This window comes from Microbacterium sp. GCS4 (genome assembly GCF_001262495.1).
In the GTDB taxonomy this organism is placed as follows: domain Bacteria; phylum Actinomycetota; class Actinomycetes; order Actinomycetales; family Microbacteriaceae; genus Microbacterium.
The window spans coordinates 723,765-745,279 of the sequence record NZ_LGYE01000001.1 but is presented as its reverse complement, the minus strand read 5'-3'; the positions used below and the strand labels follow the sequence as shown (position 1 = coordinate 745,279).

The window sequence follows — 21,515 nt, the reverse complement described above, 5'->3', positions numbered from 1 at the left end:
ACTGACCGCAGTTCCCCGGACGGAGAAGGTCCCAGATGTCGCTTCACGAGTACTTCGGCCCGCAGCCCACACCACGCCTCGAGCTGCCGGACCCGCTGCCGCTGCTGCGGAGCCTGACGAGAGGCGTGCTCGAGGTCCTCGCAGGGATCAGGGAGGTCGATCAGCTCGCCCGCTGGTTCAGCGAGGACGCCTACCGCAGCCTGGTGACCCGTGCGAACCTGTCCGCGCGGGCCCGCAGTGCGCGCGGTGTGCCACCGGCGCGTCCATCTTTCGAGATCCTGAGCATCCGCGCCTCGGAGCCCGCGGACGGCATCGTCGAGGCGGTCGTCGTGGTCGCGGGGCCCGGACGCACCAGGGCTGTCGCGATCCGCCTGGAGGGGCTCGATCGTCGGTGGCGCTCCACGTCGCTGGCGATCCTGTGAGCCGGTGCGCTCTAGGCTGGACGGGTGTCAACACTCAGTGATCTCGCCCACGCTCAGGGCCGCCTGACCGACAACGACGTCGAATGGCTCCATCGACTCGCCGGTGACGGCCAGCTTCTCGCGGACCTCGCGTCCGCCGACATCGTCGTCTGGGTGCAGACCGAGGACGGGTCTTTCATCGCCGTCGCCCATGCCCGCCCCAGCGGCGCCGCCACCCTCTTCTACCGCGACATCGTCGGGGAGCGGGTCCGTCCGCAATGGCGCACGCAGGTGCAGGGCGCATTCGACTCCGCGGAGATCGTCGACTCCTCGTCACCCGACTGGTTCGAGGAGACCCCGACCCGCGTTCGGGCCGTGCCGATCGTGAACGTGCGCGGCGACGCCGAGCGGCCCCCGTCGGTCATCGGCGTCGTGACACGGCACACCAACCTCGGCGAGGCGCGCACGCCGTCCCGGCAGCAGATCACGTTCGACGAATGCGCCAACGACCTGTTCCGCATGATCGCCGACGGGAGCTTCCCCGACCTCGCGGCCCCGACCTCTCCCCGTCGCGGGGCGCCGCGCGCCTCGGACGGACTGATCCGCATCGATGTCGACGGCATCACGACGTTCGCGAGCCCCAACGCCCTCTCCGCTTTCAACCGCATGGGCTTCGACGACGAGCTCGAGGGGGAGTCGCTGGCCGAGGTCACGACCCGCCTCGTGCCGCCGTCGCGTCAGGTCGACGAATCGCTGCCCGTGGTCGTGACCGGTCGTGCCCCGTGGCGCACCGACATCGAGGCGCGGGGCGTGACGGTGTCTCTCCGCGCGATCCCGCTCAAGCACCACGGCACCCGCATCGGCGCGATCGTCCTGTGCCGCGACGTGTCGGAGCTCCGACACCAGGAGCAGGAGCTCATCACCAAGGACGCGACGATCCGTGAGATCCATCACCGCGTCAAGAACAACCTGCAGACGGTCGCCTCGCTGCTGCGCATCCAGGCGCGACGCACCCACTCGGACGAGGCGCGAGACGCTCTGACCCAGGCCATGCGGCGCGTCGACGCGATCGCGGTGGTGCATGACACGCTCGCCCAGGGGCTGACGCAGAAGGTCGACTTCGACGAGGTCTTCCACCGCGTGCTCAAGCTCGTCGCCGAGGTCGCCTCGGCGCCGAACACCCGCGCGCGCACCCAGTCCACCGGTCGTTTCGGGGTGCTGCCGAGCGAGTACGCCACGCCGCTGGCGCTCGCGCTGACCGAGGTGGTGACCAATGCCGTCGAGCACGGTCTGGCCGGCCAGGAGGGCATCGTGACGATCGACGCGACCCGCACGGAGGAGAACCTGCGCGTCATCGTCCGCGACACCGGGCACGGCCTGCCGGAGGGCAGAGTCGGGCAGGGGCTGGGCACGCAGATCATCCGCACCCTCATCCAGGGCGAGCTGAGCGGCTCGATCGAGTGGCGGGGGAGCGAGGGTGAGGGCACGGAGGTCGTGATCGACATCCCGCTGCGCTGGCTGACCGCCTGAGTGCGAGGTCACGCCCTGATACGCCGAAGCGGCCCCGGACGGTGTCCGGGGCCGCTTCGGCGTAGTACGGTCAGGAGGCGCGGCGGGCGCGAGCGGCGCGGCGCTTGAGGGCGCGGCGCTCGTCTTCGGAGAGGCCTCCCCACACGCCCGAGTCCTGGCTGGTCTCGAGGGCGTACTGCAGGCAGATCTCGGTCACGGTGCAGGTGGCGCAGACGGTCTTGGCCTTCTCGATCTGGTCGACTGCCGGACCGGTGTTCCCGACGGGGAAGAAAAGCTCGGGGTCGACAGTCAAGCAGGCGGCCTTGTCGCGCCAATCCATAGGGGGCTCCTCGGTGTGGGACTTGTGAGCCGTCGCAGCGCGACGACGCGGATTTCGGGTGGCAGTTCGGGTTCAGCTACCCTGTTGAGATACGGACGGTTGCCCGCATTCTGTGATGCGGGCACGAAGCCCGCCCCACGCCGCTGTGGGAGCACATGACGCTGTCTATTCTGTTACATGAACCAGGCGAAATCAAGGGTTTCTTCGCTTCCCATTCGATTCTCAGGAGACAACGTGCGCTCACCGGCCCTGGCTCTCGCGGCCGCTGCGATCCTCGCCCTCGAGGCGTTGGCGCTGATCGTGTTCGCCCTCATCGAGATCGTCGGCCTCGGGTCAGGGGATGCCGCATCCCTGCCCACCGCGATCGCGCTGATCGTGCTCACACTGCTGGGCGCGGCGGCGCTCGCCGCCTTCGCGATCGGCACGAGGACGGGGCGCTCCTGGGCGCGCTCGGGCGGCATCGTCTTCCAGGTGCTCGCCGTCGCGCTGGCCCTGGCGTCGCTCACGATCCAGCCCGTGTCGTGGGTGTTCACCCTCGCCGTCGGACTGCCGGGGCTGCTGTGCTTCGTGCTGTTGATCGCCACGACGCGCGCGGAGAACGCGAGCCCCTCCGAGTAGGAGGAGCGCTCAGCGAAGGCGGAGCGCTCAGGCGTCGATGCCGAGCTGCTTGCGCAGCCGGGCGACGTGCCCCGTGGCCTTCACGTTGTACTGCGCGAGAGCGATCGTGCCGTCCTCGTCGATCACGAAGGTCGAACGCAGAACTCCTTCGACGACCTTGCCGTAGTTCATCTTCTCGCCCCACGCGCCATAGGCGAGGTGTGCGGAGTGGTCGGGGTCGCTCAACAGCGTGAACGTGAGCCCGTCGCGCTCGCGGAACTCGCGCAGCTTCGCCGGCTCGTCGCGCGAGACCCCGATCACGCGGTACCCGGCGCCCTGCAGCGAGGAGATGCTGTCGCGGAAGTCGCAGGCCTGCGTCGTGCATCCGGGAGTCATGGCCGCGGGATAGAAGTACAGCACGACCTTCTCGCCATGGAGGTCCGCGAGCCGGACGGTGTCGCCGTCCTGGTCGAGCAGGGAGAAGTCGGGGGCAGCGGTTCCGGGTTCCAGGCGCACAGTCACGGGTCCAGCCTATCGGCCGGGCGTCTGCTCCGCCTTGTCGGCGAAGGTCTGCAGCAGGCGCTGCAGCGAATCCAGTCGCGCGAGCCCCGTCTCGCCGAGCTCACCGCGCTCCGCGGCCTCGATCAGTGCGCAGTCCGGAGCGTCGGCGAGATGCGTGCAGCCGCGCGGGCAGTTCTCGGCGATCACGGCGAGCTCCGTGAAAGCGGCGAGGATGTTCGCCGGGTCGACGTGTCCGAGGCCGAAAGAGCGCACTCCGGGGGTGTCGATGACCCAGCCCGACCCGTCAGCGCTCTCGTACCGCAGGGAGACCGTCGACGACGAGGTGTGACGCCCTCGGCCCGTGACCTGGTTCACATGGCCGGTGGCGCGCAGCGCGGTCGGCACGAGTGCGTTCACGAGCGTCGACTTGCCCACGCCCGAGTGGCCGACGAACACGGTCGAGTGGCCGACGAGCGCCGCGCCGATCTCATCGACCGGCATCTCCGCCCGCGCGCTGGTGAACACACGGAGGTCGAGGCCGTCGAAATGCGAGAGGAACGAGGTGGGGTCGGCGAGGTCCGTCTTGGTGACGACGAGAAGCGGCCGGATGCCGGCATCCAGAGCAGCGACGAGGTAGCGGTCGACGAGCCGTGCGCGCGGCTCCGGATCGGCCGCGGCGACCACGACGAGCATCTGATCGGCGTTCGCGACGATCACCCGCTCGACCTGATCGGTGTCGTCCGCACTGCGCCGAAGGAGCGAGGTGCGCTCGACGATCCCGACGATACGTCCCAGTGTGCCCTCTTCGCCGGACGTGTCGCCGACGACTCGTGCCTGGTCACCTGTGACGATCGGGGTCCGGCGCAGTTCGCGCGCCCTGGCCGCCGTGATGGTGCGCTCCTCGGGGCCGTTCTCGTCGAGCATGACCGAGTACCGTCCGCGGTCGACGCCGAGGACCCGTCCGATCTGGGCGTCATCGTGCGCCGGGCGCCGCTTGGTGCGCGGCCGGTTCGCCTTCGGGTTCGGGCGGGTGCGGATGCTGCTCTCGTCGTACTCCTCGTAGTCGTCCTCGAGGTCGTCGGCGTCGTCGAGCCAGCTCACGCGGACGCGCCTCGCAGCATCCGCTCCCACAGCACCGTGAACTCGGGGAGCGTCTTCGCGGTCGTGCCGATGTCGTCGATCTCGACACCGGGGACACGCAGACCGATCAGCGCGCCGGTCGTCGCCATGCGGTGGTCGTGGTAGGCCTTCCACGTGCCGCCGTGCAGCGGACGCGGGATGATGCGCAGGCCGTCGGGCAGCTCCTCTGCCTCGCCGCCGAGGGCACGGAGGTTCGTGATGAGCGCCGCGATGCGGTCCGTCTCATGCATGCGGATGTGTCCGATGCCGCGGATCGTGGTCGGCCCGGAGGCGAAGGCGGCGAGCCCCACCAGCGTCGGAGTGAGCTCGCTGGCCGCGGACAGGTCCATGTCGAGACCGCGGATCTCGGAGCCCGCTTTGACGGTCATGGTGCCGCTGTGTCGACCGACGTGCGCTCCCAGAGCCTGGAGGATCTCCGGCAGCAGCGCGCCGGGCTGCGTCGAGTGCACGGGCCACCCGGTAACGGAGACGGACCCTCCCGCGACGAGGGCTGCGCCGAGGAAGGGCGCGGCATTCGAGAGATCGGGTTCGATCGCGATCTCCTTGGCGCGCGGCACCCCGGCTTCGACGAGCCACTCGCCGTGCGCGGGGCGTTCGATGCGGATGCCGCGGCGGCTGAGCGCTTCGATCGTCATGTCGATGTGCGGGAGGCTCGGCAGGTGCTCCCCGGTGTGCACGAGGTGGAGTCCGACGTCGAAGCGCGGCGCAGCGAGCAGCAGACCCGACACGAACTGGCTGGAGGCCGATGCGTCGATCTCCACACGCCCGCCCATGATGCGGCCGTGACCGCGGATCGTGAACGGAAGCGCCCAGGTGCCCTCGTCGTCGATGTCCACTCCGAGGTCGCGGAGCGCCGTGATGAGCCCGCCCATCGGTCGGTGCAGCGCCGACTCGTGTGCGGTGAGGTGCACGTCGTTCGCCGCGAGTCCCGCGAGCGGCGCGATGAAGCGCATCACGGTGCCGGCCTGACCGCAGTCGACGGTCGAACCGCCGACGAGCTTGGCGGGAGTGACGACGAGGTCCGGACCGAACTCGCCCGACCCTTCGACCTCTTCGATCCCGATGCCCAGCGCGCGGAGCGCGTCGACCATCCGTCGCGAGTCGTCGGAGTGCAGAGGTGCCACGAGCCGACCGGGGCCGTCCGCGATCGCTGCGATGATGAGCTCGCGGTTCGTGAGCGACTTCGAGCCTGGAATCGTCACGGTGGCGTGCACGGCGTCGGAGGCGGTCGGGGCCGTGTAGGCGCCGCGGACCGGGGCGGGGGAATACCTGTCAGCGCTCATCGGTTCCCACTTTAGTGAAGACGAGTCGCCGCCCGACCGAACGGCGCGATCTCGAGACCGGAAGAGAGAAGCATGCTCGCCACGCTGGAACGCGAATCCGTGCGCCTCAGCGGCCTAGACTGGCCGGTGATGGATGACACCGCACCCGCAAGCACGGTCAGCGACCCTCGACGGGAGTTCGAGGAGCAGGCGCTTCCGTTCATGGACCAGCTGTACGCCGCCGCCATGCGCATGACCCGCAACCCGGCCGATGCCGCCGACCTCGTGCAGGAGACGTTCGTGAAGGCGTACGGCTCCTGGTCGACGTTCTCGCAGGGCACGAACCTCAAGGCCTGGTTGTACCGCATCCTCACGAACACGTACATCAACATCTATCGCAAGAAGCAGCGGGAGCCGTTCCAGGGCACGATCGACGAGCTCGAGGACTGGCAGCTCGGCGGCGCGGAGTCGACCACGGCCTCGCACAGCCGCTCGGCCGAGGCCGAGGCGATCGACCACATGCCGGCATCCGTCGTGAAGGACGCGCTGCAGGCTGTCCCGGAGGACTTCCGGCTGGCGGTGTACCTCGCTGACGTCGAGGGCTTCGCCTACCAGGAGATCGCCGACATCATGAAGACGCCCATCGGCACCGTGATGAGCCGCCTGCATCGAGGCAGGCGGATGCTGCGGGAGCTGCTGGCCGACTATGCCGCGGAGCGGGGAATCTCCGCGGCCGACACGAGGAGCAGGAAATGAGCGATTGCGGCTGCGATAAGGCCCGCCAGGACCTGGAGGAGTACCTCCGCAACGAGGTCTGCAAGACCGAGCACTCGGAGATCCGCGAGCACCTCGAGAACTGCCCGTCGTGCCGGGACGAGGCGCTGGTCGCGAAGACCCTCACCGAGGTCGTGGCGCGTGCGTGCAAGGAGACGGCTCCCGAGGAGCTCCGCGATCAGGTGTTCGCGCGCCTGCGCGAGGTCCAGGCCGCGCAGCACTAGGCCGCAGCGGCGCCCGTCCGACTACGTCGCCGCCCACCCGTAGGGTGGTGGCATGACGCTCATCGACGCACGCGACATCCCCGCCGACTCCGCCTCCGCCGATCGCCTCTCCGCAGACGAGCTCGATTACCGGGTGATCGACACCTCGGATGCCGCGGAGTCCGAGGCGTTCCAACGCGCCGTCTCGCGGGGCTTCCTCGGACCGGAGCAGAGCGCGGAGTCGCTCGCGTTCGGCACCGCGACCTTCGAGTCCCGTCGGAACATCGGCGTCTTCGATCGAGGCGCACCCGACGGCAGGCCCGTCGCGACGGTCGACTCCTGGGTCACGCCCCTCAGCCTGCCCGGCGGGGGAGAGCTCCCGATGTGGGCCATCAGCGGGGTCACGGTCTCCGCGACGCATCGTCGGCGCGGCATCGCGCGAGCCCTGCTCGAAGGCGAGCTGCGCGCCGCGGTGGCCGCCGGCGTCCCCGTGGCCGGGCTCACGGTCTCGGAGGCGACGATCTACGGGCGCTACGGATTCGGCTCGGCGATCCCCGTCGCGCGCGTCGCCGTCGACACACGCCGTGCGGGCTGGGCGGCTCCGGCGGCGCCCGGCCGACTGGAGTACGTCGATCGCGACACGCTCGCGAGCGAGCTCGGCGCTGTGCACGAGCGCGCACGCGGGTCCAGGCCGGGGCAGATCCCCGGATGGACGGCGCGCTGGCAGCAGATGTCCGGACTCGCGCCCGCCGACACGGACCGCGACAGCGTCCGCGGTGTGCGCTACCGGGACGCCTCGGGAGAGGTGCGCGGTGCGATGGCGTACACGCTGGCCGAAGGCTCTGGAGAGGCCGCGTGGCGCCACACGATGAAGGTGCGCCTGCTCGTCGCTGAGACGGCGGAGGCGACGGGCGCACTGTGGCGGTTCGCGCTGCAGCACGACCTCGTCGATCGCGTCGAGGCAGACCTGCGTCCGCTCGACGACTCTCTGCCCTGGCTCGTGCTCGATCAGCGTGGTGTGACGCAGACTGTGCATGATCACGGGTGGCTGCGCATCCTCGACGTGACCGCCGCGCTGACCGCACGGCGGTACATGTCGCCGCTCGACGTCGTGCTGCGCGTGACCGACCCCCTCGGTTTCGCCGCCGGCGACTGGCGTCTCCGGGTCGATGCCGCCGGAGCCGCCGCGGTGGAATCCGTCGAGGCGGTCACACCGGACGTCGAACTCGACGTGTCCGCGTTGTCATCGATCTATGCGGGCGGCGTGCGCGCGGCATCCCTCGCCGGTGCCGGACGCATCGCAGCGACTCCGGACACGGTCGCGGCACTCGACCGCGCGTTCGTGAGCCTGCCGGCGCCCGTGCTCGACATCTGGTACTGACCGGGCGGCACCGTCGCACCCCCGACGCCGCATGACGAAGGGCCCCGATCAGGAGATCGGGGCCCTTCATCTTGTCGCGCAGATTCAGCCGAGCGTGACCGCTTCGCGGATCAGTGTCGCCTGCTCGGCGGCGTGCACTTTGGACGACCCCGTCGCGGGAGACGCCGAGGCGGCGCGTGCGATCGGACGGAACGTGCGGTCGCCCGGTACGTCCGCGAAGGAGAGCGCAAGGAATGGCCATGCGCCCTGGTTCTCCGGCTCCTCCTGCACCCACACGAGCTCCGCGTTCGGGTAGGTGTCGGTGATGGCCTTCAGTGCATCGATCGGCGTCGGGTACAGCTGCTCGAGCCGCACGAGCGCGATCTCCGGGTTCGGGTTCTTCTCGAGCTCGGACCGCAGATCCCAGTGGACCTTGCCCGAGTGCACGAGCACGCGCTTGACGGCGTTGCGGTCCAGTTCGCGGGTGTCGTCGATCACGGGCTCGAATCGGCCCTGAGTGAACGCCTCGACCGGGCTGGTCGCGCCGCGCAGTCGCAGCATCGCCTTCGGGGTGAAGACGATGAGCGGCTTGCGCGGACGCGCGTAGGCCTGGCGCCGCAGCAGGTGGAAGTATGACGCCGGGGTCGAGGGACGCGCGACGATCATGTTGTCCTGTGCGCACATCTGCAGGAAGCGCTCGATCCGCGACGAGGAGTGGTCGGGTCCCTGGCCCTCGTAGCCGTGGGGGAGGAGCAGAGTGACGCTGGACTGCTGCCCCCACTTCTGCTCGGCCGCGGAGATGTACTCGTCGATCACCGACTGGGCGCCGTTGACGAAGTCGCCGAACTGCGCCTCCCAGAGCACGAGAGCCTCGGGAGCCTCGACGGAGTATCCGTACTCGAAGCCGAGCGCCGCGTACTCGCTGAGCAGCGAGTCGTAGACGAAGAACCGCCCCTGAGAGTCGGAGAGGTTCGACAGCGGCAGCCACTCCTGGCCGTTCGCGCGGTCGTGCAGGGTCGCGTGTCGCTGCACGAAGGTGCCTCGTCGCGAGTCCTGACCGGCGAGTCGCACGGGCGTGCCCTCGACGAGGAGCGAGCCGAAGGCCAGCAGTTCGCCGAAGCCCCAGTCGATGTTGCCGTTGCGGCTCATGTCGAGGCGCTTCTCGAGCTGCTGCTGCAGCTTCGGGTGCACAGTGAAGCCCTCGGGCTTGTTGACGAAGGCGTCGCCGATGAGCTGGATCACCTCTGTCGAAACGCCGGTGACCTCGGGGGCTCCGACCTGCTCCTCGATCGGCGCCTGCTCGGATACGACCGGGGTGGCCCCCGTCTCTGCGGCGTGCGTCTCGGCGAAGGCGATCTCCAGACGGTTCTGGAAGTCGGCCTTGGCCTCGTCGTACTCCTCCTCGGTGATGTCACCGCGGCCCACGAGCGACTCGGTGTACAGCTTGCGCACCGAGCGCTTCGCCTGGATCAGGTCGGTCATGAGGGGCTGCGTCATCGAGGGGTCGTCTCCCTCGTTGTGTCCGCGGCGGCGGTAGCAGACCAGATCGATCACGACGTCGCGGTGGAACCGCTCGCGGTACTCGAACGCGAGCTGCGCGACGTGGATCACGGCCTCGGGGTCGTCGCCGTTCACGTGCAGGACCGGCGCCTGGATGGTCTTGGCGACGTCGGTGGCGTACACCGAGGTGCGCGAGTCGTTGGGCAGGGTCGTGAAGCCGACCTGGTTGTTGACGACCACGTGGATCGTGCCGCCGGTGCGGTAGCCGCGCAGCTGCGACATCTGCAGGGTCTCGACGACCACGCCCTGGCCTGCGAACGCGGCGTCGCCGTGCACGAGGATGGGCAGCCAGGTGAAGGTGCCGATCGGCTTGCGGTCCTGCTTGGCGCGAACGATGCCCTCGAGTACGCCGTCGACGGTCTCGAGGTGCGAGGGGTTCGCAGCGAGGTAGACGGGGAGTTCCGACTCGTCGTCGGCGATGAACGTGCCCTGCGTGCCGAGGTGGTACTTGACGTCGCCGGAGCCACGCTGGTTTCCCGGCGTCTGGGTGCCCTCGAACTCCTGGAACACCTGGCCGTAGGTCTTGCCCGCGATGTTCGTGAGCACGTTCAGGCGTCCGCGGTGCGCCATGCCGATGGCCGCTCCCTCGAGCCCGGCGGTCGCCGCGCCCTGCAGGATCTCGTCGAGCAGAGGGACGAGCGACTCGCCGCCCTCGAGGGAGAACCGCTTCTGGCCGACGAACTTCGTCTGAAGGAAGGTCTCGAACGCCTCGGCCTCGTTGAGCTTGCGCAGCACGCGCAGCTGCTCGTCGTGGCCGGGCTTCTGGTACTTGACCTCCACCTTCTCCTGGAACCAGCGGCGCTGCTCCGGATCCTGGATGTGCATGTACTCGATGCCGAGCGTGCGGCAGTACGAGTCGCGCAGGACGCCGAGGATGTCGCGGAGCTTCGCGATGCGCCGACCGCCGAAGCCGCCGGTGACGAACTCCCGGTCGAGGTCCCAGAAGGTGAGGCCGTGGCTCTCGATCTCGAGGTCGGGGTGGGAGCGCTGCTGGTACTCCAGCGGATCGATGTCGGCCATGAGGTGGCCGCGCACCCGGTAGGAGTTGATGAGCTCCTGCACGCGGGACTGCTTGTCGACGCGCTCGGCGAGGTCGACCGCGATGTCGGGATTCCAGCGGATCGGTGCGTAGGGGATGCGGAGCGCGGCGAAGATGTCGTCGTAGAACCCGCGCTGACCGATCAGGAGCTCGTGGACCTTCTTGAGGAACTCGCCGGACCCGGCGCCCTGGATGACGCGGTGGTCGTAGGTGCTGGTGAGCGTGATCGTCTTGCCGATCGCGAGCTCGTTGAGCGTCTTCGCGCTCGCCCCCTGGAACTCGGCGGGGTACTCGAGGGCACCGGCGCCGATGATGCAGCCCTGGCCCTTCATGAGTCGCGGCACGGAGTGCACGGTGCCGATTCCGCCCGGGTTGGTGAGCGAGACCGTGGTGCCCTGGAAGTCGGCCGCGGTGAGCTTGTTGTTGCGGGCGCGGGTGACGAGGTCCTCGTAGGCCACGAGGTACTCCGAGAACGTCATGGTGTCGGCGCGCTTGATGCTCGGCACCATGAGCGCGCGGGTGCCGTCGGGCTTCGGCAGATCGATCGCGATGCCGAGGTTGACGTGCGCGGGGGCGACCACGGAGGGCTTGCCGTCGATCTCTGCGTAGAAGACGTTCTGGCTGCGGAACTCGTCGAGCGTGCGGATCAGCGCCCAGCCGATCAGGTGCGTGAAGCTGATCTTGCCGCCGCGCGTGCGCGACATGTGGTTGTTGATGACGATGCGGTTGTCGATCATCAGCTTCGCGGGGACCGTGCGGACACTGGTAGCGGTCGGGACGGTGAGCGACTCGTCCATGTTCGCCGCGAGGGTCTTCGGCAGCCCCCGGAGAGGGGTGACCTTGTCCTCCTCGGCGGACGACTCCGTCTCCTTGGCCTCCGGCTTGGGAGCCTGCGCCGGGATGGGCGCCGTCGCGGCGGGCTTCGCCGTGGTGCGGGCGACGGGCTGCGCGCCGATCACGGGAATCGGGGCCGTCACGGGGTGCGCGGCCGAGGCATCTGCGGGCTGCGATGCCGGGGCGGCGGGTGCCGCCGGCGTCCCTGCGCCGGCTCCTGCCTCGGAGTGGTACTTCTCGAGGATCGGCCACCACTCCTTGTCGACGGAGTCGCGGTTCACCTTGAACTGCTCGTAGAGCTCTTCCACGAGCCAGGAATTGGCTCCGAACCCCCCGTCGCCGCTGACGCCGGTCACCTGGTTCGACACGCTCGATCGCCCTCTTTCATCGCTGAATTCCACGTGTGCACGTCAGGACGTCAGGATGCGTCCGGGCCCGCACACTCTCGACCATCAAGCCTAACGTGTTTCGGCGTGCAATCGTCCAGGCGCGACACCCTCGTCGCGTGATCTGAGTACCGTGGAGTCATGGAGTTCATCGGCGCATCACCCACTGTCGATCTGACGTACTCGGACGTGTTCCTCGTGCCCCGCCGCTCGGCCGTGACGAGTCGGCTCCAGGTCGACCTCGCCCCGCAGGACGGAACGCCCGCGACGCTGCCCCTGGTCGCCTCGAACATGAACTCGGTGACCGGCCCACGTCTGGCCGCCGTGCTCGCACGGCGCGGGGGACTGGGCGTGCTGCCGCAGGACATGCCGCTGCAGGATCTGGATGCCGCGATCCGCGACGTCAAGGCGCAGCCCGTGCTCTGGGACACTCCGATCGTCCTCCCACCCGAGGCCTCTGTCGCCGACGCGATGCGTCTGCTCCCGGCGGCTCCCGGTCACGGCATCGTGGTGGCGACCGGCTCCGCGCCGTTCGACGTCGAGCGCATCCTCGGTGTTCTCCCCGCCACGCGCCTCGCGACGGCGCTGCCCGACGCGCAGCTGGGTGACCTCGTGCACGCCGGCACCCCCGCGCTCGACGCGGATGACATCGGCTCGGAGCGTCATGCGTTCGACGTCATCACCGACGCGGGCGTCGAGACGGTCACGATCGTCCGCCACGGACACCTCGTCGGCACGCTCAGCGCACGGAGCGCGCTGCGGTCGACCCTGTACCGGCCGGCGCTCGACGCTGACGGGCGCCTCGCGGTCGCGGCAGCGGTCGGCATCAACGGCGATGTCGCCGCCAAGGCGAAGGCCCTCGCGGCCGCGGGCGTCGACGTGCTCGTGGTCGACACCGCGCACGGCCACCAGGAGGGGATGCTGGATGCGCTGCGCACCGTGTCCGGCCTCGGCCTCGGCATCCCTCTCGTGGCGGGCAACATCGTCACGGCCGACGGTGTGCGCGACCTCGTCGATGCGGGGGCCTCGATCCTCAAGGTGGGCGTCGGCCCGGGGGCGATGTGCACGACCCGCATGATGACCGCCGTCGGGCGCCCGCAGTTCTCCGCCGTGCTCGAGACCGCGCAGGCCGCGCGGGAGCTGGGCGCGCACGTGTGGGCGGACGGGGGAGTGCGCTATCCGCGCGACGTCGCGCTCGCGCTCGCCGCGGGAGCGGCATCCGTCATGATCGGCTCCTGGTTCGCCGGCACGATCGAGGCGCCCGGCGAGCTGCAGTCCGATGCGGACGGCCGCCTCTTCAAGGAGTCCTGGGGCATGGCGTCCACCAAGGCGGTGCAGGCGCGGTTCGGACGGCTCGACGCGTACGAGCGGGCACGCAAGGAGCTGTTCGCCGAGGGGATCTCCTCATCGAAGATCTACCTCGACCCGCTTCGCCCCGGTGTGGAGGACCTGCTCGACATGATCACCTCGGGCGTGCGATCGTCGTTCACCTACGCAGGAGCGGCGTCCGTGGCGGAGTTCCACGAGCGCGCGCTCGTGGGCCTGCAGTCGGCCGCCGGCTACGAGGAGGGCAAGGCGCTCCCGGTCAGCTGGTGACGGCCTCGCGCACGGCGTGATCCCGTATTATTTTCTCACTATGGACGACCCTCCCAGTTGCAGTACATCGCCCCACCGCCCGCCTCTCCGCTGTGAGGGGTCACTCTGATGGATTTCATCCTGTTGGGCGTGGGGCTGCTGCTCACGGTCGGCACCGGTCTGTTCGTCGCGAGCGAATTCGCTCTGGTCAATCTCGACCGTGCTGAGGTCGAGGCCCGCCAGGCCCGCGGGGAGTCCCGCCTCTCGCTCACGATCAGCGCCCTGCGGCACACGTCGACGCACCTGTCGTCGGCTCAGCTCGGGATCACGCTCACCACTCTTCTGACCGGTTACACGATGGAGCCGGCGCTCTCGAATCTGCTGCGTCCGACGCTCGTCGCGTGGCGCTTCCCCGAAGCGGTCATCGCCCCGCTCGCCACCGTGGTCGCGATGCTCGTCGCGACGGCGCTGTCGATGATCCTGGGAGAGCTGGTGCCCAAGAACTTCGCACTCGCGCTGCCGCTCGCGACCGCCAAGCTCGTCGTCCCGTTCCAGGTCGCCTTCACGACCGTGTTCAAGCCTGCCGTGGTCGTGCTCAACGGCTCGGCCAACGGAGTGCTGCGCAGCATGGGCGTCGAGCCGAAGGAGGAGCTGTCGGGTGCCCGCACCGCCGAGGAGCTGTCCTCCCTCGTGCGGCGTTCGGCGATGGCCGGCGTGCTCGAGGCCGACACGGCCACGCTCCTCGACCGCACGCTGACGTTCTCTCGACTGTCCGCCGCCGACGTCATGACGGCGCGGCCGAGCATGCACGCGATCGCCGCGAGCGACTCGGCCGACGACGTGCTGCAGCTCGCGCGTCGCACGGGGCACAGCCGCTTCCCCGTGTACGGCGACGACCTCGACGACATCACGGGCGTCGTGCACCTCAAGGCCGCGATCTCGGTGCCGCGCGACCGTCGGGCCGAGGTGCCGGCCGGGGCGCTCGCGACCGAGCCGCTTCGTGTGCCCGAGACCGCGCATGTCGACGGCATGATCGCTGAGCTTCGCGCCCGCGGCTACCAGCTCGCGGTGGTCGTGGACGAGTACGGCGGCACCGCAGGGCTGGTGACGCTCGAGGACCTCGTCGAGGAGATCGTCGGCGAGGTGTCGGACGAGCACGACCGCACCCGGGCCGGTGTCGTCACAGGACGTGACGGCATCACCTTCCCAGGCGAACTGCGCCCCGACGAGCTGCGTCGACGCGCGGGTGTCGACGTGCCCGAGGGCGACGTGTACGACACGGTCGGAGGCTTCGTCATGAGCGTGCTCGAGCGCGTGCCGAGCGTCGGCGACGAGGTGCCCCTTGATACGGGCACCCTGCGGGTCGTGCGGATGGACGGAAGGCGGGTCGACCGCATCCGCTACGTCCCGAACCCGGAGATCGCGGACGGCGAGGTGACCCGATGAACGATTGGGCAGGACTCGCCTGGCTCGTGGTGCTGCTGGTCGCGAACGCGTTCTTCGTCGGTGCCGAGTTCGCCGTGATCTCGGCGCGGCGCTCGCAGATCGAGCCGCGCGCGGAGCAGGGCTCCCGCGCGGCCAAGACCGCGCTGTACGCCATGGAGCACGCGACGCTCATGCTCGCGACCTCGCAGCTCGGCATCACGATCTGCTCGCTTCTGATCCTCAACGTGTCCGAACCGGCGATTCACCACCTGCTGGCGACGCCGCTGCACGCGATCGGATGGTCGGATGCCGTGGTCGACACCGTGTCGTTCACGATCGCACTGCTGGTCGTCTCGTTCCTGCACGTGGTGTTCGGCGAGATGGTGCCCAAGAACCTCGCGTTCTCGGTTCCGGACCGCGCCGTGCTGCTCCTCGCACCGCCGCTCGTGTGGGTGTCGAAGGCTTTCATGCCGGTGATCTGGGTGCTCAACGCCGCCGCGAACGGCGTGCTGCGTCTGTTCCGCGTCGAGCCGAAGAACGAGGCCGCCTCGACGTTCACCCTGGGAGAGGTCGCGACGATCGTGGACCAGTCCCGCAGGGAGGGCGTGCTCATGGACGCCGCGGGCGCCGTGGCCGCTGCCGTGGAGTTCACGGACAAGAAGGCGCGCGACGTCGCCGTTCCGCTCAGCGACCTCGTCACCCTGCCGCAGACCGCGACGCCGGACGACATCGAGAAGGCCGTCGCGCGCTACGGGTTCTCGCGCTACGTGATCGTCGACGGCGAGGGCGCGCCGGTCGGGTACGTGCACCTCAAGGACATCCTGCGCGCCTCGGACGGCCCCGACGCCGAAGCACGGCTCTTCGAGCCGTTGCCGGCCAAGCGCATCCACCACATGGTGCCGGTGCAGGAGCAGACCGATCTCGAGGACGCTCTGGCCGTGATGCGCCGCGCCGGTCGCCACCTGGCCAAGGTGCGCGACGCGGAGGGGCGTACGACGGCCGTGCTGTTCCTGGAGGACATCCTCGAGGAGCTCGTGGGCGAAGTGCAGGACGCCACCCGGCGCGTGCGCGGGCACTGAAGTGGATACGACGAGGCCCTCCGGATCGCCGATCCGGAGGGCCTCGTCACGTGCTCGGCGCGGTCAACGCCAGCGTGCGCGATCGTACTGGGGCGGCCAGGCGACCTCCGCGCCCAGCTCGTGCGCCGCGCGCAGGGCGAAATGCGGGTCGCGCAGCCATTCGCGACCGGCGAAGATCGCGTCGGCTGCGCCGTCGGCGAGCACTTGCTCGGCCTGCTCGGCGGCTGTGATGAGACCGACCGCCGTCACCGGGATGCGTCCGCCCTGGCGCACGGTGTCGGCGAGCGGCACCTGGTAGCCCGGGAACACGCTGATCTGCTGGTGCGCGACGAGTCCGCCGCTGGAGACGTCGATGAGATCGGCGCCGTGCGTCGTCGCCCATTCGCCGACGATCGCGGCCTCGTTCGGAGTGAACCCTCCGTCTGCGTGGTCGGTGGCGGAGATGCGCACGAACAGGGGAACGTCGTCTCCGGCCGCCGCACGGACGGCGTCCACGACGCGGAGCAGCAGCCGGGCGCGGTTCTCGAGCGAACCGCCGTACTCGTCGTCCCGGAGGTTCGACAGCGGCGACAGGAACTGGTGCAGCAGGTACCCGTGCGCGCCGTGGATCTCGAGAACGTCGAAGCCCGCATCGATCGCTCGTCGGGCCGCAGAGGCGAAGCCCTCGACCACAGCGTCGATGCCGGCTGCGTCGAGTGCGACCGGCGTCTCGAATCCCTCGAAGGCCACGGCCGAGGGTGCGGTCGTCCGCCATCCGCCGTCCGCTGCGGGGACGGTGCCGCGCTGTTCGGCCCAGGGCCACCACGTCGAGGCCTTGCGCCCGGCGTGCGCGAGCTGGATGCCGGCGGCGGCCCCGCGCGCGTGGAGGGCGGCGACGATCGGGGTCCACGCGTCGCGCTGCTCGTCGTTCCACAGCCCGGCGTCGTGCGGGGAGATCCGCCCCTCCTGCACGACGGCCGTCGCCTCCGCGACCACGAGTCCGGCTCCTCCCGAGGCGAACTGCGCCAGGTGCGTGTGGTGCCATTCCTGCACCACGCCGTCCACGGCGCTGTACATGCACATCGGGGAGACCCAGAGGCGGTTGCGGACGGTGACGGACCGGATGGTCAGCGGGGAGAAGAGGATGCTCACACTCCGACGCTACGGTGCGCACGGCGCGTGGGGGTCGTCGGCGCCGGGTGGAGGCTAACGTGGACGCATGCCCTCCGATGCGCTCGACTGGTCCCGCGCCGACACCGCGCGGTTCGTGCGGGTGCCCGATGCGGACGACGACAAGTACTCGCGCGGCGTCGTGGGCCTTCGCACCGGCTCGGACGCGTATCCGGGTGCCGCTGTCCTCGGTGTCGAGGCGGCGTGGCGCAGCGGTGCCGGCTTCGTGCGCTACGTGGGTCCGGGGCGTGCCGCCGACGCCGTGCTCGCGCGCCGTCCGGAGACGGTCGTCGCCGCACATGCCGAGGGGGCTCGCGTCGGCGCATGGGTGATCGGGTCGGGCACGGATGCCGCGCATCGGAGCCCTGACGACGAGGCCGAGTTGCGCAGCATCCTCGCCGGCGACGCGGTCGTCGTGGTCGATGCCGGCGCTCTGGACCTGGCGGCCGACGCGGCCCCGGACGCCACCGCGCCACTGGTCCTCACGCCGCACGCGCGCGAGTTCGCCCGTCTGCGCACGCGGCTCGACCTCCCGGACGATTCCGATCGGGAGCGATCGGCCGCCGAGGTCGCCGCGCTGCTCGGCGCCGTCGTGCTCCTCAAGGGCGCGTCGACGGTCATCGCCGACCCCGACGGCGCCGTGATCCGTGTCGAGGCAGGCACGGGCTGGCTGGCCACAGCGGGGACCGGAGACGTGCTCGGTGGCGTGCTGGGCGCCGTGCTGGCCGCGAACCCCGATGCGAGCACGAGTGAGGCGGTGGCCGCCGGCGCGTGGCTGCACGGCGCGGCCGCGCGGATCGCGGCGGGTGCGGACGGCGGTGCGCCGGGGCATCCGATCGTCGCGCTCGACGTCGCCGAGTCGCTTCCGCAGGCCCTCGCCGGACTCCTCCGGTGAGCGCACGCCGCCACGGGCTGCGCCTGCTGCTGCTCTGGGTCGCCTTCGCCGCGGTGCACGCGCTCATCGCGGTGATGGGCTGGATCTATCCGAGCCAGCCGATGGGCGATGTCGTGCTCGTGTACGAGCCCTGGTCGACGGCGGCGCTCACGGGCGGTCCGATCGTCGGGGTCACGGAGACCTGGGTGTATCCGCAGCTCGCGCTGCTGCCGATGCTCGCGACCAAGATCCTCTCCGCACCGTTCGTGGCGGCTTTCGGTGTCTCCGCCGCGTACCTGGTCGCCTGGGCGGTGCTCGTGACCGCGCTCGACGTGGTCGCCTTCGCCTTCCTCCTCGGTCGGCGGCCGGCCGCACCCCGACGCATCGCGGCCTGGTTCTGGGTCGGGGCGCTCCTGCTGCTCGGCCCCATCGCGATGTACCGGATCGACGCGATCACTGTGCCGGTGGCGATCATCGGCGGCCTCTGGCTCTCGCGGCGCCCCGCCGTCGCTGCGGCGCTGCTGGCGATCGGAGCCTGGATCAAGATCTGGCCCGGCGCTCTGCTGGTCGCGGCGCTCGTCGCCGCACGGGCCCGGATGCGGATGCTCCTGACCACGGTCGCCGTCACTGCGGTGATCGTCGCCGTCCTGCTCCTGCTCGGCGCCGATGCCGAGATCTTCGGCTTCTTGACGGAGCAGACCGGTCGGGGCCTGCAGATCGAGGCGGTCGCCGCGACGCCGTTCCTGTGGCTCGCGACGGCGGGCGCTGCGCGCATCGAGTACAGCTTCGACATCCTCACCTTCCAGATCGCGGCACCAGGGGCGGATGCCGTCGCCGCCGTGCTCACGCCGCTCATGGCGGTCATCGCGCTCGTGCTGACCGTGGTGGGGGCGCGGAAGGCGATGCGTGGAGCATCCGTCCCGCGTCTGTTCCCGCCGCTCGCGCTGTCGCTCGTCGTGACGCTCATCGTGCTGAACAAGGTCGGCTCGCCGCAGTTCCAGAGCTGGCTGATCGTGCCGGCACTGCTGTGGCTCGTGATGGACCGCGCGAGGGCCACCGCGCCCGCGGTCCTCGTGCTGGCGCTGTGCGCCCTCACCTGCCTCGTCTACCCTCTGAACTACGACGCCCTGCTGCGCGCCGAGGCGCTGCCGATCGTCATCCTCACCGTGCGCAACGCAGTGCTGGTCGTGCTTCTCGCCGTCGGCATCCGCGCGCTGCTCCGCGTCCCCGCCACCGACACGTCCACGAACAGGGAGTGACCCCATGCTGATCGCCTTCTCCGTCGCGCCGAGCGGCGCCCCCGCCGACGGCTCCGACCGCGACGACGCCTCCGTGCACGACGCCGTCGCCGCAGCCGTCCGCGTCGTCCGTGAGTCCGGGCTGCCGCACCGCACGACGAGCATGTTCACCGAGATCGAGGGGCCGGACTGGGACACGGTCATGGACGTCGTGAAGCGCGCCACCGAGGCGGTCATGCCGTTCGGGTCGCGGGTCTCGCTCGTGCTCAAGGCCGACATCCGTCCCGGCTACTCCGGCGAGCTCGACGCCAAGATCGAGCGGCTCGAGGCGGCGATCGACGAGTCCGGAGACCGCTAAGCTGAACCGGTGAATCCCTCGACTGAATCGAGGGGTGCGGCGAAGTGGGCGCTCCTCTCTCTCGCCATCGGCAGCTTCGGCATCGGCATGACCGAGTTCGTCGTCATGGGCCTGCTCCCGAACATCGCGGCCGAGCTGCTCCCGACGCTCTGGGCCTCCAGCCCTGAGGATGCGCTGAGCCAGGCCGGCTGGCTGATCTCGCTGTACGCGCTCGGCGTCGTCGTCGGCGCGCCGACCATCGCGGGGTTCGTCGCGCGGTTCCCGCGTCACCGCGTCATCATCTGCCTCGCCATCGCCCTCACGGTCTTCAACGCGCTCACGGTCGTACTGCCGACGTTCGAGCTAGTCGGCGTCTCGCGCTTCCTCGCGGGGCTCCCGCACGGCGCCTACTTCGGCATCGGAGCTCTGATCGCCGCCGACGTCATGGGCCCGGGCAACCGCGCCAAGGGCGTCGCCTTCATCCTCACCGGTCTCACGGTCGCGAACGTCGTGGGCGTCCCGCTCGGCACGTTCCTCGGGCAGCTGTGGGGCTGGCGGGCCGCGTTCGCCGTCGTCGCGCTCGTGTTCACGATCGCGACCGTGTGCATCGTGTTCTTCGTCCCGGAGCACCCCGGCTCTCCCGGCCGCACCATGCGCCAGGAGCTCGGAGTCTTCCGCATCCCTCAGGTGTGGTTCACGCTGGGCATCGGCGCGATCGGCTTCGGCGGGTTCTTCGCCGTGTACAGCTACATCGCGCCCCTCGTGACCGAGATCGCCGGGTCCCCGGAGTGGGTCGTGCCGATCGTCCTCGTGCTCATGGGCATCGGCATGACGGCGGGCAACCTCGTGGGCGGGCACCTGGCCGACCTCGACCTGCGACGCACTCTGCTGTTCGGGCTCGCGACGATGGCCGTGGTGTTCGCGCTGCTCGCGGTGCTGTCGTTCTGGATCGTCTCGCTCGCGCTGATGGTGCTGGTGGTGGGCTTCGTCTCCTCGGTACTGAGCCCGACGATCCAGACGCGTCTGATGGACGTCGCGGGCGACAATCAGTCGATCGCCGCCGCCATGAACCACTCGGCCCTCAACATCGGCAACAGCCTCGGTGCTTTCCTCGGCGGTGCCGTGATCGCGGCGGGCTGGGGATTCACCGCGCCGTCGTGGACCGGTGCGGCGCTCGCCGTCGCCGGCCTGATCATCGCGCTGCTGTCGTACCGCGTCGAGGCGCGACGCCCCGCGCTCATCCGCTGAGCGCGCAGCGCTCGTCCTCCCTCGGCCGCAGGGCGAACCGTAGAGTGAGGGGATGAGCGACGCCGCCGACCTCGACCTTCCCGTCGCCGGGACGGTCGTGCTGCTGAGACCGGGCGCCGGTGGCGTCGAGGTTCTTCTCCTGCGTCGACCGGGGCGCGGTTCCTTCGCCGGCGCGTGGGTCTTCCCCGGGGGCAAGGTCGAGGACTCCGATCGCCGTCCCGGCGCACCGGAGGAGGAGGACGCGGGACGCGCCGGCGTCCGGGAGACCTTCGAGGAGGTGGGTCTCGCAGTTCACGATCCCGTGATGCTGTCGCGGTGGCAGCCTCCTGTCGAGGCTCCGGTGCGCATCCGCACGTGGTTCTTCCTCGCCGCGGCGCCGGACGGCGAGCTCACACCCTCGGAGGGCGAGGTCGTCGACACCGCGTGGGTGACGCCCGCTCAGGCTCTCGAGCGGCACGCCGCGGGGCAGTGGGCGCTGTTCCCGCCCACCTGGATGACCCTCCACGAGCTGCGGGATGCGGTTTCGGTGGAGTCGGCGCTGGCGTCAGCGGGCATCGCCCGGATGTTCACGACTCAGGTGCACGAGACCGATCACGGCACGGCGTTCGTGTGGGACGACCTCCGGCTCGAGACCGGTTCGCTGCCGTGGCGGCTCGTCATCACCGGCGACGACGACTGAGTCAT

20 protein-coding genes are annotated in these 21,515 nt (G+C 70.1%); 14 read left to right on the top strand and 6 right to left on the bottom strand.

Features of this window, described 5'->3' with window-relative positions; genetic code table 11:
* Positions 1-35 precede the first annotated feature (35 nt).
* The gene (locus tag AKH00_RS03755) at positions 36-422 is read left to right on the top strand and encodes an Rv3235 family protein (RefSeq protein WP_050721343.1); all 387 of its coding nucleotides are present in this window, start codon (positions 36-38) and stop codon (positions 420-422) included.
* Between the two features lie 24 nt (positions 423-446).
* Positions 447-1,931, top strand: a complete 1,485-nt coding sequence (locus tag AKH00_RS03750) for a sensor histidine kinase (protein ID WP_050721342.1) — start codon at positions 447-449, stop codon at positions 1,929-1,931.
* 70 nt (positions 1,932-2,001) lie between these two features.
* Here AKH00_RS03750 and AKH00_RS03745 read toward each other — a convergent pair whose 3' ends face one another.
* Positions 2,002-2,250, bottom strand: a complete 249-nt coding sequence (locus AKH00_RS03745) for a WhiB family transcriptional regulator (RefSeq protein WP_017203224.1) — start codon at positions 2,248-2,250, stop codon at positions 2,002-2,004.
* Between the two features lie 234 nt (positions 2,251-2,484).
* Here AKH00_RS03745 and AKH00_RS03740 point away from each other — a divergent pair, with 234 nt between their 5' ends.
* The gene (locus AKH00_RS03740) at positions 2,485-2,868 is read left to right on the top strand and encodes a hypothetical protein (RefSeq protein WP_050721341.1); all 384 of its coding nucleotides are present in this window, start codon (positions 2,485-2,487) and stop codon (positions 2,866-2,868) included.
* Between the two features lie 27 nt (positions 2,869-2,895).
* On the opposite strand, the gene bcp is transcribed toward AKH00_RS03740, so the two are convergent.
* From bcp to aroA, 3 genes are read right to left on the bottom strand one after another with little or no spacing between them, the layout of a single operon-like run.
* Positions 2,896-3,369 (bottom strand): thioredoxin-dependent thiol peroxidase, encoded by a 474-nt coding sequence (gene bcp, locus AKH00_RS03735; RefSeq protein ID WP_050721340.1) that lies wholly within the window; start codon positions 3,367-3,369, stop codon positions 2,896-2,898.
* Between the two features lie 9 nt (positions 3,370-3,378).
* Positions 3,379-4,449: a ribosome small subunit-dependent GTPase A gene (gene rsgA / locus AKH00_RS03730; RefSeq protein WP_050722026.1), complete on the bottom strand. Its 1,071-nt coding sequence runs from the start codon at positions 4,447-4,449 to the stop codon at positions 3,379-3,381.
* Positions 4,446-5,771, bottom strand: a complete 1,326-nt coding sequence (aroA, locus tag AKH00_RS03725; protein WP_050721339.1) for a 3-phosphoshikimate 1-carboxyvinyltransferase — start codon at positions 5,769-5,771, stop codon at positions 4,446-4,448. Before aroA ends, rsgA begins: the two co-directional genes overlap by 4 nt.
* Before the next feature lie 72 nt (positions 5,772-5,843).
* Between aroA and AKH00_RS03720 the strand changes: the two genes are divergently transcribed.
* The 3 genes from AKH00_RS03720 to AKH00_RS03710 are packed head-to-tail and all read left to right on the top strand — an operon-like array spanning position 5,844 to position 8,108.
* Positions 5,844-6,506: a sigma-70 family RNA polymerase sigma factor gene (locus tag AKH00_RS03720; protein ID WP_050721338.1), complete on the top strand. Its 663-nt coding sequence runs from the start codon at positions 5,844-5,846 to the stop codon at positions 6,504-6,506.
* On the top strand, positions 6,503-6,748 hold the full coding sequence (locus AKH00_RS03715) for a zf-HC2 domain-containing protein (RefSeq protein WP_050721337.1): 246 nt from the start codon (positions 6,503-6,505) through the stop codon (positions 6,746-6,748). The genes AKH00_RS03720 and AKH00_RS03715 overlap by 4 nt, the downstream gene beginning before the upstream one ends.
* A gap of 52 nt (positions 6,749-6,800) precedes the next feature.
* The gene (locus tag AKH00_RS03710) at positions 6,801-8,108 is read left to right on the top strand and encodes a GNAT family N-acetyltransferase (RefSeq protein WP_050721336.1); all 1,308 of its coding nucleotides are present in this window, start codon (positions 6,801-6,803) and stop codon (positions 8,106-8,108) included.
* An 84-nt stretch (positions 8,109-8,192) separates the two neighbouring features.
* Here the strand turns inward: AKH00_RS03710 and AKH00_RS03705 are convergent, their stop codons facing one another.
* The gene (locus tag AKH00_RS03705) at positions 8,193-11,888 is read right to left on the bottom strand and encodes a multifunctional oxoglutarate decarboxylase/oxoglutarate dehydrogenase thiamine pyrophosphate-binding subunit/dihydrolipoyllysine-residue succinyltransferase subunit (protein WP_050721335.1); all 3,696 of its coding nucleotides are present in this window, start codon (positions 11,886-11,888) and stop codon (positions 8,193-8,195) included.
* Between the two features lie 159 nt (positions 11,889-12,047).
* Between AKH00_RS03705 and AKH00_RS03700 the strand changes: the two genes are divergently transcribed.
* The 3 genes from AKH00_RS03700 (at position 12,048) to AKH00_RS03690 (ending at position 15,985) form a co-directional block, all read left to right on the top strand.
* The gene (locus tag AKH00_RS03700) at positions 12,048-13,502 is read left to right on the top strand and encodes a GuaB1 family IMP dehydrogenase-related protein (protein WP_050721334.1); all 1,455 of its coding nucleotides are present in this window, start codon (positions 12,048-12,050) and stop codon (positions 13,500-13,502) included.
* A gap of 108 nt (positions 13,503-13,610) precedes the next feature.
* Positions 13,611-14,927 carry a hemolysin family protein gene (locus AKH00_RS03695; protein ID WP_050721333.1) on the top strand — a complete coding sequence of 439 codons (1,317 nt, stop codon included), beginning with the start codon at positions 13,611-13,613 and terminating at the stop codon, positions 14,925-14,927.
* Positions 14,924-15,985: a hemolysin family protein gene (locus AKH00_RS03690; protein ID WP_050721332.1), complete on the top strand. Its 1,062-nt coding sequence runs from the start codon at positions 14,924-14,926 to the stop codon at positions 15,983-15,985. The genes AKH00_RS03695 and AKH00_RS03690 overlap by 4 nt, the downstream gene beginning before the upstream one ends.
* A 63-nt stretch (positions 15,986-16,048) precedes the next feature.
* On the opposite strand, the gene AKH00_RS03685 is transcribed toward AKH00_RS03690, so the two are convergent.
* Positions 16,049-17,116 (bottom strand): NADH:flavin oxidoreductase/NADH oxidase, encoded by a 1,068-nt coding sequence (locus AKH00_RS03685; protein WP_050721331.1) that lies wholly within the window; start codon positions 17,114-17,116, stop codon positions 16,049-16,051.
* Between the two features lie 67 nt (positions 17,117-17,183).
* On the opposite strand from AKH00_RS03685, the gene AKH00_RS03680 reads away from it, so the two are divergent.
* Genes AKH00_RS03680 through AKH00_RS03660 form a run of 5 tightly spaced genes read left to right on the top strand, consistent with a single transcriptional unit; the run spans position 17,184 to position 21,510 of the window.
* On the top strand, positions 17,184-18,029 hold the full coding sequence (locus AKH00_RS03680; protein ID WP_050721330.1) for an NAD(P)H-hydrate dehydratase: 846 nt from the start codon (positions 17,184-17,186) through the stop codon (positions 18,027-18,029).
* Complete coding sequence (locus tag AKH00_RS03675; protein ID WP_235556676.1) at positions 18,026-19,267, top strand: hypothetical protein; 1,242 nt, start codon at positions 18,026-18,028, stop codon at positions 19,265-19,267. Before AKH00_RS03680 ends, AKH00_RS03675 begins: the two co-directional genes overlap by 4 nt.
* Before the next feature lie 4 nt (positions 19,268-19,271).
* On the top strand, positions 19,272-19,604 hold the full coding sequence (locus tag AKH00_RS03670; RefSeq protein WP_050721329.1) for a thiamine-binding protein: 333 nt from the start codon (positions 19,272-19,274) through the stop codon (positions 19,602-19,604).
* A 9-nt stretch (positions 19,605-19,613) separates the two neighbouring features.
* The gene (locus tag AKH00_RS03665) at positions 19,614-20,831 is read left to right on the top strand and encodes an MFS transporter (RefSeq protein ID WP_050721328.1); all 1,218 of its coding nucleotides are present in this window, start codon (positions 19,614-19,616) and stop codon (positions 20,829-20,831) included.
* Positions 20,832-20,883: 52 nt separating this feature from the next.
* The gene (locus AKH00_RS03660) at positions 20,884-21,510 is read left to right on the top strand and encodes an NUDIX hydrolase (RefSeq protein ID WP_050721327.1); all 627 of its coding nucleotides are present in this window, start codon (positions 20,884-20,886) and stop codon (positions 21,508-21,510) included.
* The last annotated feature ends 5 nt before the right edge of the window (positions 21,511-21,515 follow it).